Origin of the sequence: Silicimonas algicola (assembly GCF_003148765.1) — a bacterium.
Lineage (GTDB): Bacteria > Pseudomonadota > Alphaproteobacteria > Rhodobacterales > Rhodobacteraceae > Silicimonas > Silicimonas algicola.
Window position 1 is genome coordinate 244563 of the sequence record NZ_QGGV01000002.1, and the last position, 14460, is coordinate 259022.

11 protein-coding genes and 1 pseudogene are annotated in these 14460 nt (G+C 58.2%); 5 read left to right on the forward strand and 7 right to left on the reverse strand.

The window, feature by feature from the left end:
• Positions 1 to 73 precede the first annotated feature (73 nt).
• Positions 74 to 1000, forward strand: coding sequence for an acetamidase/formamidase family protein (locus tag C8D95_RS05655; RefSeq protein ID WP_206508303.1), 927 nt, complete (start codon positions 74 to 76; stop codon positions 998 to 1000).
• A gap of 782 nt (positions 1001 to 1782) precedes the next feature.
• Here the strand turns inward: C8D95_RS05655 and C8D95_RS05660 are convergent.
• The 7 genes from C8D95_RS05660 to pdxA are packed head-to-tail and all read right to left on the reverse strand — an operon-like array spanning position 1783 to position 9504.
• The gene (locus C8D95_RS05660; RefSeq protein ID WP_164721687.1) at positions 1783 to 2550 is read right to left on the reverse strand and encodes a DeoR/GlpR family DNA-binding transcription regulator; all 768 of its coding nucleotides are present in this window, start codon (positions 2548 to 2550) and stop codon (positions 1783 to 1785) included.
• Between the two features lies 1 nt (position 2551).
• Positions 2552 to 4165: an FAD-binding protein gene (locus C8D95_RS05665; RefSeq protein ID WP_109758199.1), complete on the reverse strand. Its 1614-nt coding sequence runs from the start codon at positions 4163 to 4165 to the stop codon at positions 2552 to 2554.
• 58 nt (positions 4166 to 4223) lie between these two features.
• Positions 4224 to 5564 (reverse strand): FAD-dependent oxidoreductase, encoded by a 1341-nt coding sequence (locus C8D95_RS05670; protein WP_164721686.1) that lies wholly within the window; start codon positions 5562 to 5564, stop codon positions 4224 to 4226.
• A gap of 11 nt (positions 5565 to 5575) precedes the next feature.
• On the reverse strand, positions 5576 to 6871 hold the full coding sequence (locus tag C8D95_RS05675; protein ID WP_109758201.1) for a TRAP transporter large permease: 1296 nt from the start codon (positions 6869 to 6871) through the stop codon (positions 5576 to 5578).
• Complete coding sequence (locus tag C8D95_RS05680; protein ID WP_109758202.1) at positions 6871 to 7377, reverse strand: TRAP transporter small permease; 507 nt, start codon at positions 7375 to 7377, stop codon at positions 6871 to 6873. The genes C8D95_RS05675 and C8D95_RS05680 overlap by 1 nt, the downstream gene beginning before the upstream one ends.
• A gap of 58 nt (positions 7378 to 7435) precedes the next feature.
• Complete coding sequence (locus tag C8D95_RS05685) at positions 7436 to 8425, reverse strand: TRAP transporter substrate-binding protein (RefSeq protein WP_109758203.1); 990 nt, start codon at positions 8423 to 8425, stop codon at positions 7436 to 7438.
• Entirely contained in the window at positions 8422 to 9504 is a 1083-nt protein-coding gene (gene pdxA, locus C8D95_RS05690) for a 4-hydroxythreonine-4-phosphate dehydrogenase PdxA (protein ID WP_109758204.1), read from the reverse strand. Before pdxA ends, C8D95_RS05685 begins: the two co-directional genes overlap by 4 nt.
• 488 nt (positions 9505 to 9992) lie before the next feature.
• On the opposite strand from pdxA, the pseudogene C8D95_RS21950 reads away from it, so the two are divergent.
• The 4 genes and pseudogenes from C8D95_RS21950 to C8D95_RS05710 all read left to right on the forward strand — a co-directional run.
• Positions 9993 to 10169, forward strand: a pseudogene (locus tag C8D95_RS21950) (IS3 family transposase); the annotation flags it as partial.
• 556 nt (positions 10170 to 10725) lie between these two features.
• Complete coding sequence (locus C8D95_RS05700; RefSeq protein ID WP_164721685.1) at positions 10726 to 11337, forward strand: TetR/AcrR family transcriptional regulator; 612 nt, start codon at positions 10726 to 10728, stop codon at positions 11335 to 11337.
• A gap of 3 nt (positions 11338 to 11340) precedes the next feature.
• Positions 11341 to 13455: an alpha/beta hydrolase gene (locus C8D95_RS05705; protein WP_109758207.1), complete on the forward strand. Its 2115-nt coding sequence runs from the start codon at positions 11341 to 11343 to the stop codon at positions 13453 to 13455.
• Between the two features lie 65 nt (positions 13456 to 13520).
• Positions 13521 to 14318: an alpha/beta fold hydrolase gene (locus tag C8D95_RS05710; RefSeq protein WP_109758208.1), complete on the forward strand. Its 798-nt coding sequence runs from the start codon at positions 13521 to 13523 to the stop codon at positions 14316 to 14318.
• Positions 14319 to 14460: the final 142 nt, after the last annotated feature.

The window sequence follows — 14460 nt, forward strand, 5'->3', positions numbered from 1 at the left end:
GTTCCTAACGGATATAGCCTCTAGAAACCGCGGATAGGTCGCAAGCCACTTGCTGAGCACGAGGAATTACGTTTTGACTGAAACACATCGATTCAGGCCGACAAACTGGCACAATGTCTTCGCGGCAATGAAGCCGGCTTTGGTTGTAGCGAGCGGTGACACTATCATCACCGAGACACTTGATGCGGCAGGGACGAATGCTCGAGGTGAGCAAAAGGCAAATCGCCCCAATCCGATGAACGGGCCTATTTACGTGGCAGGTGCAGAGCCGGGAGACGCTCTTCGGGTTGAAATCCTGAGGATTGACCCGGTGCGTGCAACGGGCTGGACCCGTGCCGCCCTCTCGGCGAATGTTCTGGAGCCGGAATATGCCCGCAATCTCCCTCCCAGAGATGTATGTAATTGGATTATTGATCTGGAGACATCGACTGTCCAGCTCGCGACTCCGCCCGCCACACTTAAGCAGTTAATCCTACCATGTGCTCCAATGATCGGGTGCTTCGGCGTTGCTCCCGCTGGGGGCGTGGCTATCTCGACCGCCACCAGCAGCCGAAACGGTGGAAATATGGATTATCGCGGCTTCACTGCCGGATGCAGTGTAAGTTTCCCTGTGGGCGTGACCGGTGCGCTCTTTTTCCTGGGAGACTGCCATGCTGCACAAGGTGACGGCGAGATAGCCGGTACTGGTGTGGAAACCTGTTGTGATGTCGAGCTCCGCTTGACACTCGAAAAGCATCGTTCGATTGGATGGCCTCGCGGAGAGTTGGATGATCGTATCTTCACCGTGGGCAATGCACGCCCGCTTGATCAGGCGCTTCAGCACGCGACAACCGAGATGGTAGTTTGGCTCAAGTCAGATTATGGCCTGTCGGATTCCGATGCCGCGCATCTACTCGGTCAGACCGTCCGTTATGAAGTTGGGAATGTCTATAACCCCGCGTATACGATGGTTTGCAGCATCGCAAAAAAATGGCTTCCAGAAAAGCCAAATCAGGTATGACTCGGAGCAGAGAGGACTTGGTGAAGGTTTAATCTGGCACTTTCAGAAAGGATTTTGCTTTTCAAAGGGTTCGTATCACGTCATCGCGAGGAGGTACCGGGTTCGTTTACGATTTGGCCAGGAAGAAAGTTGACTTCGGCTCAGTATTCGATGCCTGCCAGATCGTGACGACGCACGACGTCCGGTGCCGGGCAGGCGCCGGAAGGTACGCGAGTAGAGATAGGAAGAAAATAATATCATACGTCACGCGTCCGGACTCATACCCAAAAGAAAACCGTTGCCGCGGGGGCGATGGCTGACAGAAGGAGTAGCCAACCCTGCGCCAGTCATTCGGTCGTCCGAACGTGTTCTCAATCTCGTGATGGCGTCGAAAGACCTTGGAATCCTGTGGACAATGTTCTTGCGGTTTCGACGGGATGCATGCAGGATCAAATGTCTCTTTTTATCACCCTCGCCGAACTGATCAGCTCCATACCGACGCTTCATGCTACCAGGACTCGTTGAATTGAACTATTCTTGTTGCGGATCGCCTCTGGATCGCCGCCCGCGCTACATTCCAAATCGCCGGTCGCTTCCCGCACTTCAGCCAACGAGACCAGCGACGCCGGGTTCACGGCCCGACCATACGCCGTCGATAGAGATATCATTGACTTCGACCAAAATGAACTATCTGAAGGTGTTCTTTTGACTTCGCGTGTGCGAGGTAATAAGGCGAATAGCCTGGGTTTAGACATTGACGCTTGCCGACGAATAACATTGGGTAGTAGTTGCTCGCGATATAGTCACACGGTGGTAACGGCGACCCCGGCTTCCTTTACGATCGATAAGGCCTCGTGGCTGGCGTCTGAATTGGTTACGATTTCGTCTATGTCTTCAACGCCGCAAATAGTAAATAGCGCCGGTGGCCTGAACTTTGTGCTGTCGGCCAAGAGAATGATATGTCGGGCAGCGTGGATCATCGCGCGCTTCATAGCGACTACATCCTGCGACGTCTCCGTCAGAAGGGCTCCACTTACGGAATGGGTGCCAAGCAGTGCTAAGTCGACGTGCAATTCGTTCAGAAATGCGAGGCCGGGGTTTCCGTAAAGTGTAGCAGAACCGCGCCGCACGCTGCCACCCACCACGATGACTGCGATAGATCTGCTGGCTGCAAGTACCTCGGCGATTTGCAGAGAATTTGTTATAGCCGTGATCTCTGACTTTCGGCGAGCTATTTCCCGCGCCGCTGCGAGGACCGTTGAGGAGCTGTCGAAAAGAACTGTCTGACCGGTCAAAATTTGCGTAGCTGCATACACCCCTAGAGAAGCCTTGGCCTGCGATTCGGTCGCTGCGGCGAGCTCGCTGTCGAGCTCGAATGACGAGAAGTGGCTCTCCGTCAATACCGCGCCTCCGTGCGTCAACCGTACAAGGCCGTGCTCGCTCAAAACGCGCAAATCGCGACGGACAGTGGAATCAGAAACGCCGACAGCATCGCTTAAGTCGCCGATCGTGGCGGCCATCGCGTCTCTGAGTACTTGAAGAATCCGGGCGTGCCGTTGTTCCTTAAGCATGTCACGTCCTGCGTTCGGTGACGATCGCAACATTGCCGTCGCCGTCGCCGTCGAAAGACACGAACAGCGAGCGAGCTTGTAGTGCGTCGGTCGCGGGGTAGTCACTCCGCAGATGTGCTCCGCGGCTCTCGCACCGCGCGAGTGCTGACTCTATGATTGCGCGGCCTACAAGGATGCGATCAGCGGTCGCTGCAGCGGGCGAAAGAGGGTTTTCGCTGGAAGCGCCAAGGCCTTCGGCGAGACGAGCAAGTTGATTGGCAGCGTCGGCCAGGGTCTCACCATTGCGGACAATGCCAGCGGCGTTGGACAGGCATTGCGATACCTCAGCATTGACCTGTGTTAGAGCCCTGCCGTCAGCGTCTGCAGGGGAACAGATGTTGTAATTTAAGGAGGTTGGCATTGTTCCGAACCGCGTCGCGGCAGCCACTCTTGCGGCGGCCGCGCCCGCAATCCAGCCCGCTGCTAGCACATCCGTCCCACTGCCGCCAGCCAGGCGACCAGCGCCATGTACACCGGCAGCTGCTTCTCCAGCAGCGAAGAGCCCACCTACACGGCTCTGCCTGTCTCGATCTACGGCGACTCCGCCTAAGCATGTGTGTGGTGCCGGCCAGACGGCAACCGGGGATTGCGTCATATCGATCTCATGTTTCCGCATGAATGTAGCGAGCCAAGGATAGCGATCAATGATGGACGGATCCAAACCTGTTGCGTCGAACCATAGTCCCCCTTCCTTCAGGGTCGTTCCGGCGGCGCTCTGACGTGCCATTTCGCGTACAAGATCTTCTTTGCCAATGCCGGCCTCACCTTGAGGCCGCCGCTCGAGCAGGAAACGTCTGCCGTTCACATCGCGCATTACCGCGCCGTCCCCGAACAACGTAGTCGGTATAACATATCGAGAGATTTCTTTTGGTGCATGCCCCACAAGGGGCTCGAACTGAAGAAATTCCATGTCTGCTAGTTCGGCACCGGCGCGCAGTGCCAGCGCGGCGGAGGCACCATACACATCGCGAGGGTAGGTTGATTGGGCAAATAGGCTCCCGACGCCGCCACTTGCTAGGATCACAGCGCCAGCGTCGATCATGACGGGATTCCCACCGCGCGGATCCTGAGCGACTACCCCGCGTACACGACCGCCATTGACGATCAGACGTAGCACACGCAGCCGTTTGCGCTGGACGCTGCGTGTTTTAAGTGCACGGCGCAAGATCGTCGCTGCTTGACCTCCCCACATCGCACTAGGCGTAAAGCAGCATCGCGGACGGGACGATCCGGAAGCATGACGCAGTACAAGCTTTCCATCGACTTCAGCAAAGCCGACACCTAGTTCGCGTAGTGCACGAAAGGCTTGCTGCGCAGCTGAAACAGTGTCTTCGACCATAGTCGGAATGTTGATACCACAGCCTTCCCGCAAGATGTCGTCGCGATGAGCAGAGGTTGTGTCTTGATTGTCAGCTCCGTCGACCACGACATTGACCCCTTGAAGCCAACCGGAGGCACCGCCTCCCAGCCCAACAATAAGAACCGAGGCCCCAGCGTCGCGGGCACGCAGAGCAGCGACCAAACCGGCGATGCCCTCGCCAATCACGACAACGGCAGCTGAAATATTGCCGGTCATAGGGAGCCCTCACTGACGGCGTCTCGGTCAGCATTCGCAAGTTGAACAGGCCAGCCGATCATACCATCATTACGCCTGCATCCTCGAGTGCGGAACGAACAACAACACCGTCCATTTCACCTATATTGGCGTTTGTATCCTTAGACATTGCAGCGGCGTAACCGCAAGCCTCTCCAATCGCAAGGCAGGTGCCCATTACCCGAACTGAACCAAACGCTTGATCGGACGCCGAGATGCCGCGGCCACTGACAAGGAGATTGTCGAGCGTTGTGGGCACCAATGACTTGAACGAAATGCCAAAGCGTCCGCCACCAACACGCTGAAATCTCGCTGCACCGTCAATTGGATCGTGGATGTCGATTGGATAACCACAAAGCGCGATGCTGTCGTCTGGAATGTGACCCTCGATCGCGTCTTCATCGCTCAGCGTGTAAACCCCGTCGATATGCCGAGTCTCACGGATTCCGATATATGGAGACGTCCGGGTGATATAAGCCTCTTCGAAGCCAGGAATATTCTCTCGCATGAACTTCGCAAACTCTACCGCGATTCGACGCGACGCGACTTCGGCCCTTGAAAGCTCGCGGGCGTCAGCGCCGTTCATGCCGATAATCTTGACAGCGTTTAGATTAACAATCTTGGGATAGATCGAATTGCCCCAGCACGTGCCTTTGTCCCCAAGACGGATTCCGATTTTCTCGACCTGTTCGCGCCAAGGCGTGAAGTTCAGAGCGAACCAGACGTAGTCCTCGGCATCCATGCCTGGTTTGACAGCCATACCGAAGCCCTCGCCGATAGCTTCCATCATCCGAGTAATGTCAACTGGCGCCATCGAAAGGCCCAGAGTCATGGGCTGCATGGCCCCGTCTCCGAAACGACCGCTGCGGACAGGAACTCCCGCCCGGAACGCTATGTCGGCATGCCCGGTCGCGTCAACAAAAGAACGAGCGATGAATTCTATTTCGCCGCTATTTGACCAGGCCTTCACCGAGGCCAGCCTCCGGCCCTCTACGATCGGCTCCGTCGCAAGCGTGTGAAACCAACATTCGACACCAGCTTCTTCGAGCATATCGAGCGCACATTTCTGTAGCACCGCCATGTCGACTGGTGTGGTGGAATACATGTGTGCGTTTTGCAGATGAGTGGGTCCGGTTGATCCACCCTCATCAATACAGCGTTGAATCAATTCCCAAGACACGCCCCCAACGACGCGGTTGCCATGGTCATCCTGAAATCCGTGCAGACATAGTCCTACATTGACAGTGCCGGCAACCATCGCCGATCGCTCTACAAGCGCCACGCGCAGACCGCGGCGCGCGGCAACAATTGCTGCCGACAGGCCGCCGGGGCCAGCGCCGAATACCACAAGATCATAGTGCTGTTTAAGAGTTTCTTGCATGTCTTTCCTCATTATTTGGGAACGTATCCGAAGGTCTCGGGCAGCCACAACACTACGCTGGGCACCAAAGTGAGCAGTACGATTACTGCCACCATCACCGCCAGGAATGGCACGAGAGGGCGTATTAGATCTTCGATTTTATCGCCGCTGATCGCGCAGCCTATGAACAAACACAACCCAACGGGGGGCGTGACGTTGCCTATCACCATCGCCAATGCTGCAATCATGCAAAAGTGAATTGGGTCGATCCCAACCGATAGTGCTGCCGGGAAGAGAATTGGCATTACCATCAAGACCACTTCACCCGCGTTCAGAAACGTGCCAAGAACCAGAAAAATGGCTATAGACGCGGCAAAAAAACCGAAGCGGCCAACGTTGTATTGTACCAACAGGTCGGAGACTTGCTGCGGGACGCCAGAAAACGTAACCAACCATGCGAAGGCTGATGCCAAAGCCAGCAACATTCCGACGAATGCAGTGGTCGCAACCGTGTTGTGCATAACAGTTCCTAGATCACGCCACGCAAATTCACGGTACCATACAACCGTGATGAAGAGCGCCCAAGCTAAGGCAACGACTGCGGACTCTACGATGGTGACAAGGCCCGACACGATAGCTCCGACGATAATGAATGGCGTAACGAGGACAGGCAGGGCATCGGTGCATATCCGCACAGCTTCTCGAAACGGTGGCGTGGGCTGGCGCGGGTAACCGCGTTTCTTTGAGATGATTACTGCGACGGCGATCATACCTAGCATGGAAATGAGTGCGGGAAGATAGCCGGCGAGGAATAGCATCCCCACCGATTGTTCGGTCACCCAGGATATCAGTATGACAAGCACGCTTGGCGGCACGATCGGCCCAAGAGTCGAAGACGTGATCGTCACCACCGTCGAGAAGGAAGAACTGTAGCCCTGCTTCTTCATGAGCGGGATCATGATGCCACCAATTGCCGAGGTATCAGCGGTGGCTGATCCTGAAATTCCACCAAAGAAATAGCTGGAAACGATGTTGACGATGGCGAGACCGCCAGGAAGTCGCCCGACGAAGATGTTTGTCACATCGACAATGCGCGTCGACATTCGCCCGACCTTGAATATCTCACCGAGCATGATGAAGAGAGGGATTGTTAGTAGCGGCCAGGCACGCGCCATGGCGCCAACCGATTTTTGCACAACAATGATCGGATCGAGATATGGGAAAGCAAGTAGCAGGGTCACGACGAGTGACCCTGCAAGCGCCAGTGGCACCTGCATTCCCATGAAAATGAAAAGAAAAAGCAACCCAAAAAGCAGGATCATTTCCATCAGCGGCCGCTCTCGTCTTCGAGAATTCCTGTGTTGGCGCTCTTTGGATTTGCTAGGAAATCAAGTGTAATCGAAGCGAGCAAAAAGCTGAACCCGACTGGGAAAGCGGCATAGACCCATGCCCAAGAGAAGCGGAGCACTGTTGTCTGGCTGTTCGCAGACTTTAGCGTCGTCTCGACCCCCTTCCAAACCAAAAACATCAGCAACATGATCATCAGTAGGGACGTGAGGGTGTTGATCACTGCTCTTGCACGAGTCGGTAGCATTTGAACCAGCCAATCGATACCGATCATGCTGCCGCTTCGATATGCCACCGACGCTCCGAGAAAGATGAGCCAAGTGAAGAGAAAACCGGCCAGTTCTTCAGGCCAGGCGAACGGGTATTTGAATATCATTCGGCTGACGACCTGTAGAAGCAGAACACATGCGATGGCCACGGTGATCGCGCCTGTCACGAAGACAAGCGCGCTGTGCACGGACCGCTCTAATTTTCTGATCAGATGCATCGTATCCCTCACTAAGTCAGACGCCGCGCTAGCGATCGCGCGGCGTCTAAATTTAGTTTCAGTTGGACTCGACGATCTGTGTGAGCAGATCTGCCGCCGCACCGGGATGCTCCGCGGCGAAGGTTTCGTAGACCCCGGTCGATCTCGCGCTCCAAGCTTCTAGGTCGCTGACCTCGTGAACCGTAGCCACTTTGGCGGACGTCGTATAAATGCCGTCTTGAAGTTCAGTAAACGTTTCTAATGCAAACGTGGAGTTCTCGTCTGCCGCCTGCTGAACAGCTGCCTGCAGATCTGTAGGCAAGCTTTGCCAGACGCTTTCCGAGATTGCCAGCGTGCTGGCAATCTGAACGTAACCGATGCGTGTCAGATGCGGAGCGACTTCGTAGAAGCTGCGCGAGTTGTAGCTTTCTGCCCACCCTTCGGCACCGTCTACGGCGCCGGTCTGCAGCGATGTATAAAGCTCCGAGAACGAGATCGGTGTCGGAATGGTGCCCAGATCCTCCCAGGCTTTCACGACGTAGGGATCTTCCCAAACACGCAACTTCATTCCTTGCACGTCTTCTAGGCTTTCTACCGGCTCTTTAGTGTAGAGGTCACGCACACCCATCCACCAATAGGAGAGAGGCCGGATCCCTGCAGAAATCAGTATATCGTCACAGATGGCCTTGAACTCGTCTGTTTGTACGGCGTCAAGCAAGGCTTGTCCGTCAGTGAACAGGAAAGGCAGGTTCAGGATTGAAATGCCTGAGCAAAGTCCGCTCAGCGCCGCTGGAGTCAGTCTGGCGGTCGCAATAGTTCCAGACTGCATTTGCTCAACCATTTGCCGCTCGTCGCCCAACGCGCCGCTATCGAAGACCTTAAACGAGATGCGACCGTCGCTTAGTTCCTGTACTCGTTCGACAAAATTCATGTTGACGGGGAAGTCTGCATGCTGTGCTGGATTGAGGCTGGCATGGACAAATGTGAATTCCTGCGCACTCGCTGGTACAGCAATTGCGGTTAACAGCGCCGTCAGACTGGTCGCTAATGCTCTGGATTGATAGCTCATTGTCTCTCTCCCTTGAGTTTGGATTCTCGTTTTGCTTTTTCCGCCTCGGACTGATCTTCTACTCTCTCACGGCCGCGTATCAGTTTCAGCGCGACCTCGATTGCCTCCACCATGCTGTCAGCGTTGGCGGTTCCGCTTCCAGCGATATCGAAGGCTGTGCCGTGGTCGACCGACGTCCTCACCAGCGGCAAGCCGAGCGAAATGTTTGTGCCGTGCAAATCCCATTTGCCCGATGCAGGGTCGATCTTAAATCCAAGCAGCTTGAAGGGGATGTGACCCTGATCATGATACATGGCAACCACGGCGTCATACTGTCCACCTACATGCTTCACGAAGACGGTGTCACCAGGCACTGGACCGTCGACATCAAGCCCGGCTGTGCACAATGCGTCAATTGTTGGGCGAATAACTAGATCATCTTCGATGCCGAAATTGCCCCCCTCGCCGGCGTGCGGGTTTAACGCTGCCACAGCGATGCGTGGATGCTTAATGCCGAAAGCGCGTAGTGCGTCTGCGGTGAGACGCACCACTCGCTCGAGCCGCTCGGGCGTCACGAGCTTAGGTACTTCGCTCAGTGCGACATGGGTGGTGACGTGACTGATACGGACCGGGCCGTGGGCCAGCATCATGACGGCCTGTTGCGATCCGGTCAGATAGGCAAGCATGTCCGTGTATCCCGCGAACCTACGTCCAGCGAGAAATAGAGCCTCTTTGTTGAGGGGTGCAGTGACGATGCCGTCGGCAGCACCGGAGCGAACGAGACCGACACAGGCCTCAGCGGCACGGTAAGCCACTTCTCCAGCTGCGGCACTAAGCTGCCCGAAGGCATGTGAGTGCGGCTCTTCTTCGACACCAATGATCCGAACCCCCGGCAGATGGATAGCCCCACGCAGCGCACCGTAATTTAGCTCTTCGCTACGGGATACTGCTGCGCTGCTCCCGACCAGAAGCAGCTTCAACTCACCAGCAATCAGACGCTCTTTGAAGGTAAGGGCCGCTCTCAGGCTAATTTCGGGACCGATCCCTGCGGGATCGCCCATGGCCAAAGCTAACGTTGCTGATGGCAGTCTTTCACTCATGATCAAAACATGTCAGATTTGGGCAATATATGTCAAACGTTTTCGCCGTTGAGCGGCTTGGCCCACGTCGGTAGCTCGTAAGGTCCCCGCGAAACGCGACACCATGACCACCCAAATTTAGTGGACCTCGAGCTAGCTTCACCAGATCGCTGATGGCGGAGATTTCCTTTTTCCTGAATGGGCTCCCACGAGCCACGTGGTCGGGGTGTTCACTACCATAGTCCTTTTGGCCCGGGACAGCCTACCGAACACCGACGCCGGCCAGTTCAGCCCGGCCAAGCGGAATGTCTCTGGACGGAGCCTGTGGTCTAGCGCGGCGCGATGACGATCATCACCTTGATCGTCAGGCAGGTCTGGATCGCGGCATCGCTGTCACCTGGCTGTTGGCACAACATCTCCCTGCTGCCGGTTTCGTGATTGCGAAGATAAGATCGTGACGATGTAATTGGAGAGAGAACGTTTGGGCGCGAGTTCAAGGTGAGGTCGTCAACCTTGTAACCGAGGGACGCGTTGCGGTTGTTGCAACCTGCCGAGATCTGGAGGTGGCTGAGAGCGTGTTGGGGCGTTGGATGCGGGAGCTGACTGCGGCACCCGTGGCGGCGTTTCCCGCGAACGGACTGATGGGGGCCGATTTGGCCGAGATCGCGGCGCTGAAGAAAGGCTGAAGTAAGAGGTCGCCGGGTGTCCTTATGCTTGTAACGTCTTCGCGTTGCTTGCAGATGTGCGTCTGCACTCTCGCGGAGACCCCGAGCCCCTGCGTCATGCCGGTACTCAGCAGCCCCGAGCGATCAAACTAATTTAAGAGATCGCAGCGGCTAAGCCTAAAATCGTCGAGATCGCGCGTGCGACAGGACAATCGCCCCGCGCGTTGGCGGCGCGTTGGGTAAGCGATGAACTCGGCATGACTTGGAGCGAAGCTCTGCGTCGGTTCCGGATCATCCCGGCCGTCGAAGCGCTGTCGCTGCTGGCAAGCGTCTGGGGCTTGATCCAACGGTTACTCTGACAAACGGTTAGTCGCGCTAACCGACAAATGGACCTGAACGAATTGACTGTCTCTACGCCGCGCGTGCCGGGGGCATGTCGGGGCCCTCCGACAGCTCAACATCGTGCAGCATTCACGCTGCCCTCGCCATACTTGACCTAATTCGTTCGAACGAAGTAGAGTTACGCTTAACTTCCGGTTCGCTTCGCGCGATCCGCCGCCCGGGGAGCGACAGACCAATGACGACCCAGGCTAGCCTCCGATCCAATCCGAAGGTTGAACTCCTTGAGGCGGCGAAGCGTGTCCTCCTGGAGGACGGATATGCCGGCTTGTCCACCCGCGCCGTGGCGGCCGAGGCCGGAACCCAGATGAGCCAGATCCGCTATCACTTCGGATCCAAGGAGGGCATGGTGCTCGCCCTCTTCGAACACATGAACGAGGCGCTGATCGCGCGCCAGGCCGAGACCTTCCATCGCCCGGACCTGACTGTCTCGCAGAAATGGTCGCGCGCCTGCGACTATCTCGAGGAAGATCTCGAGTCTGGCTACGTACGCGTGCTACAGGAACTGACCGCGGTCGGCTGGTCCAACCCCGCCGTGGGCGATGCGATCCGCCGCGCCGTTGCGCAATGGCAGTCGCTCATCCTGGAACTCGTGAGGGAGGTCGAAGGGCAGATAGGCTCGCTGGGGCCGTTCCGCGCCGAGGAAATCGCGACGCTCATTGGCGCCGCCTTCGTCGGGGCGGAGTCGCTGATCCTTCTCGGCTTCGACGACACACAGCATCCAATGCGCGCTGCCCTTCGCAATGTCGGCGACCTCATCGGCATGACGGAAGCCAGAAAGGAGACCTGAGCCATGCGCGCCGCACATCCCCATACCGGAGGCAGGATTGACCGCGAGGGGGTCGGGCTGCACTACGAGATTTACGGAACTGGCCCCCGCACCATCCTCTTCATCCCGACGTGGATGTTCATCCATTCGCGCGGCTATAAGGCGCAGATCCCCTATTTCAGCGATCGCTACCGCTGCGTGACCTGGGACCCGCGCGGCAACGGGAAGTCGGACCGGCCTACGGATTCCGCCTCCTACGGTCAGGGCCACTACGTCGCCGATGCGCTGGCCGTGATGGACGCGACCGACACTCTCGAGGCTATCGTCTTCGGGTACTCCCAGAGCGGGCCGACCTGCGCCATTCTCGCGTCCTACCATGCCGACCGGGTGACGGCGGCGATCACCGTGGGCGCACATACGCCACTGGTTCCACGGCATGCGCACAACAGCGAGGCGAGCTACAACTCGGACCTCGGTGCGCACAGGCCGCAGGGCTGGGAGAAATACAACCGCGGGTACTGGCAGACGGATTTTCCGGACTTCGCGCAGTTCTTCTCCGAGCAGCTCTTCGTCGAGCCGCATTCGACCAAGCAGCAGGAGGACGTCCGGGGCTGGGCCGAAGGGACCAGCGGCGAGATTCTCGCCGCCTCGATGAGCGCGCCCTATGCCGGGCAGTATGCGCTCGACGAGGCGGCCTACCGCCGGATTTCCTGCTCTATGCTGATCGTGCACGGCCGGAAGGATCCGATCGCGCCCGTCGCCGCGTCCGAGAAGGTGGCCGAACTCACCGGCGGGGAGCTTGTCATCTTCGAGGAGGCCGGACATGCGCCGCACGCGCGTTTTCCGGCCCGGTTCAACGCCGTGATGCGCAACTTCCTCGAACTCTTGCTTGATCCGTCTGCGTCCGAGCCGCGCAAAGACGCCGTGAGGTCAAGGCGCCCGAAACGTGCGCTCTATCTCTCATCGCCCATCGGTCTGGGTCATGCCCGCCGCGATCTGGCGGTCACGCGTGAACTGCGCAAGTTGCACCCCGAGCTGCAGGTGGACTGGCTGGCGCAGGACCCGGTCACCCGGTTTCTCGCGGCCAACGGCGAGACGCTCCATCCCGCAAGCCGCCTTCTCGCGAACGAAAGTGCGCATATCGAGGAGGAGGCGGGAGAGCACGATCTGAACGCCTTTCAGGCTATCCGCAGCATGGACGAGATCCTGATCAAGAACTTCATGGTGTTCCAGGATGTGCTCGAACAGGAGTCCTACGATCTGGTGATCGCCGATGAGGCTTGGGACATCGATCACTACTGGCACGAGCATCCTGAACTGAAGCGCGCCCAGATAGCCTGGTTCACGGATTTCGTGGGTTGGGTGCCGTTTGCGGAGAACGGCCCGCGCGAGGCCTTCCTGACCACCGACTACAATGCCGAGATGATCGGGCACGTCGAGAACCACCCGCAGGTCCGGGACCGCGCGATCTTCGTTGGCGGCACGCAGGATATCGTCGACCTGTCGTTCGGAGACGGTCTGCCGTGGATGCGGGACTGGATCCCGCGGCACTACGAGTTCTCCGACTATATCATCGGCACACATCCCTCCGCCTTCGGCTCACGAGCCGACCTGAGGGCGGAGTTCGGTTACGACGGCGGGCGCAAGACCTGCATCGTGGCGGTGGGCGGCTCTGGCGTGGGAGCCCAGCTGATCCGGCGCATCCTTGCGGCGTATCCCCATGCCCGCGCACGGATCCCGGAGTTGCGCATGATCGTCGTCACGGGGCCGCGGCTGGACCCGGCCGCCTTCGACTGGCCGGAGGGCGTGGAGGCACGCGCCTTCGTTCCCGATCTCGATCGCCACCTCGCGGCCTGCGACCTCGCCCTCGTTCAGGGGGGCCTCACCACCTGCATGGAGCTTGCCGCCGCGGGCACACCCTTCCTGTACTTCCCGCTGCGCAACCATTTCGAGCAGAACTTCCACGTCGCCGCCCGGCTCGACCGCTACAACGCCGGGCGCCGCATGACCTATGCCGAGAGCAGTCCCGAACGCATTGCCGAAGCCATGCTGGACGAACTGCAAGCGCCGCGCGTACCGCACCCGGTCGCTCGCGACGGCGCCGAGCGCGCGGCGGCGATGCTGGCGGAGCTTCTGTGATAATGCGCAGGAACGGAGCGGCGACAACGCCGGGCGCCACCGCTTCGAGAACGGGAACATGACACATGAAGAAATTCGCATTTGAGCTGATCGAGACAGGTCAAGGGCCCGCCGTCCTGATGCTGCCGGGCTCCTATGCGACGCCTGCGGCATGGAAGGGTATCCAAAACGCTTTGAAGACCCCGTTTAGGCTACTGTCCACTAGCTTGCCTGGCTACGGCACGACACCGGAGGTCCGACCAGTGGACGATGCAGACATTGATCGTTTGGTCGATTTCGTTGGCCAGGTTGTGGATGCGGTTGGCGAGCCGGTGCATGTTGTCGGCCATTCGTGGGGAGCGCATCTTCTCCTCGCGGCGGTGCTGGCGCAAAGGATCAAGCCTCAGAGCGTCGTCTGTTTCGAAGCCAACCCGATCTTCGCGCGACCGCGCAATGGACCCTTTCCGTGGCGGTCAGACATCGAGGCTTTGGTTCATCGCTTCGGGACCGCCTTGGCCGAGGGAGATCCGGAAGCAGCCTCGATAATCATCGACTTCTACAGCCGCCCGGGGACTTTCCGCGGAATGCCCGAAAATGTCCGAGCTTTTTGCCGTGCGACGGCGCCGACGAACCTCCGTGATTGGCACTCAGCCGCTACCTTCACACCTCTCTTCGAGGCCTTCGCTACCCTCGACCTTCCTGTCACTCTGGTGCGGGGTAGGGATACACCTGTTCCGATCGTTGACGTTACTGAGCACCTCGCGGCCAACATTCCGCGTGCGTCCAAGAAGGTTGTAGACGGCGCGGACCACTTCCTGATTTCGACGCACCCAGCCGCCTGCGCCGAGATTCTGGAGGCTCACATTTGCGATGCCGGCCGATGAGGCTGCGTAATCGATGTCGGCAAGCACCCTAGTTCGAGAAGCACGTCCTCTTCGGGCTCGGAGCGAAGCTGCATAACCGCAGGGTAAGCCGAGTTGCACCTCTTGCCGGATGTCGACGGCCTGATCCGGATTGACAGCTCGC

Coding starts and splice junctions, on each gene's coding strand:
- C8D95_RS05710 (WP_109758208.1), top strand. CDS start 13,521: ATGAAGAAATTCGCATTTGAGCTGATCGAGACAGGTCAAGGGCCCGCC.
- C8D95_RS05675 (WP_109758201.1), bottom strand. CDS start 6,871: ATGGAAATGATCCTGCTTTTTGGGTTGCTTTTTCTTTTCATTTTCATG.
- C8D95_RS05670 (WP_164721686.1), bottom strand. CDS start 5,564: ATGCAAGAAACTCTTAAACAGCACTATGATCTTGTGGTATTCGGCGCT.
- C8D95_RS05680 (WP_109758202.1), bottom strand. CDS start 7,377: ATGCATCTGATCAGAAAATTAGAGCGGTCCGTGCACAGCGCGCTTGTC.
- C8D95_RS05660 (WP_164721687.1), bottom strand. CDS start 2,550: ATGCTTAAGGAACAACGGCACGCCCGGATTCTTCAAGTACTCAGAGAC.
- pdxA (WP_109758204.1), bottom strand. CDS start 9,504: ATGAGTGAAAGACTGCCATCAGCAACGTTAGCTTTGGCCATGGGCGAT.
- C8D95_RS05665 (WP_109758199.1), bottom strand. CDS start 4,165: ATGACCGGCAATATTTCAGCTGCCGTTGTCGTGATTGGCGAGGGCATC.
- C8D95_RS05700 (WP_164721685.1), top strand. CDS start 10,726: ATGACGACCCAGGCTAGCCTCCGATCCAATCCGAAGGTTGAACTCCTT.
- C8D95_RS05685 (WP_109758203.1), bottom strand. CDS start 8,425: ATGAGCTATCAATCCAGAGCATTAGCGACCAGTCTGACGGCGCTGTTA.
- C8D95_RS05705 (WP_109758207.1), top strand. CDS start 11,341: ATGCGCGCCGCACATCCCCATACCGGAGGCAGGATTGACCGCGAGGGG.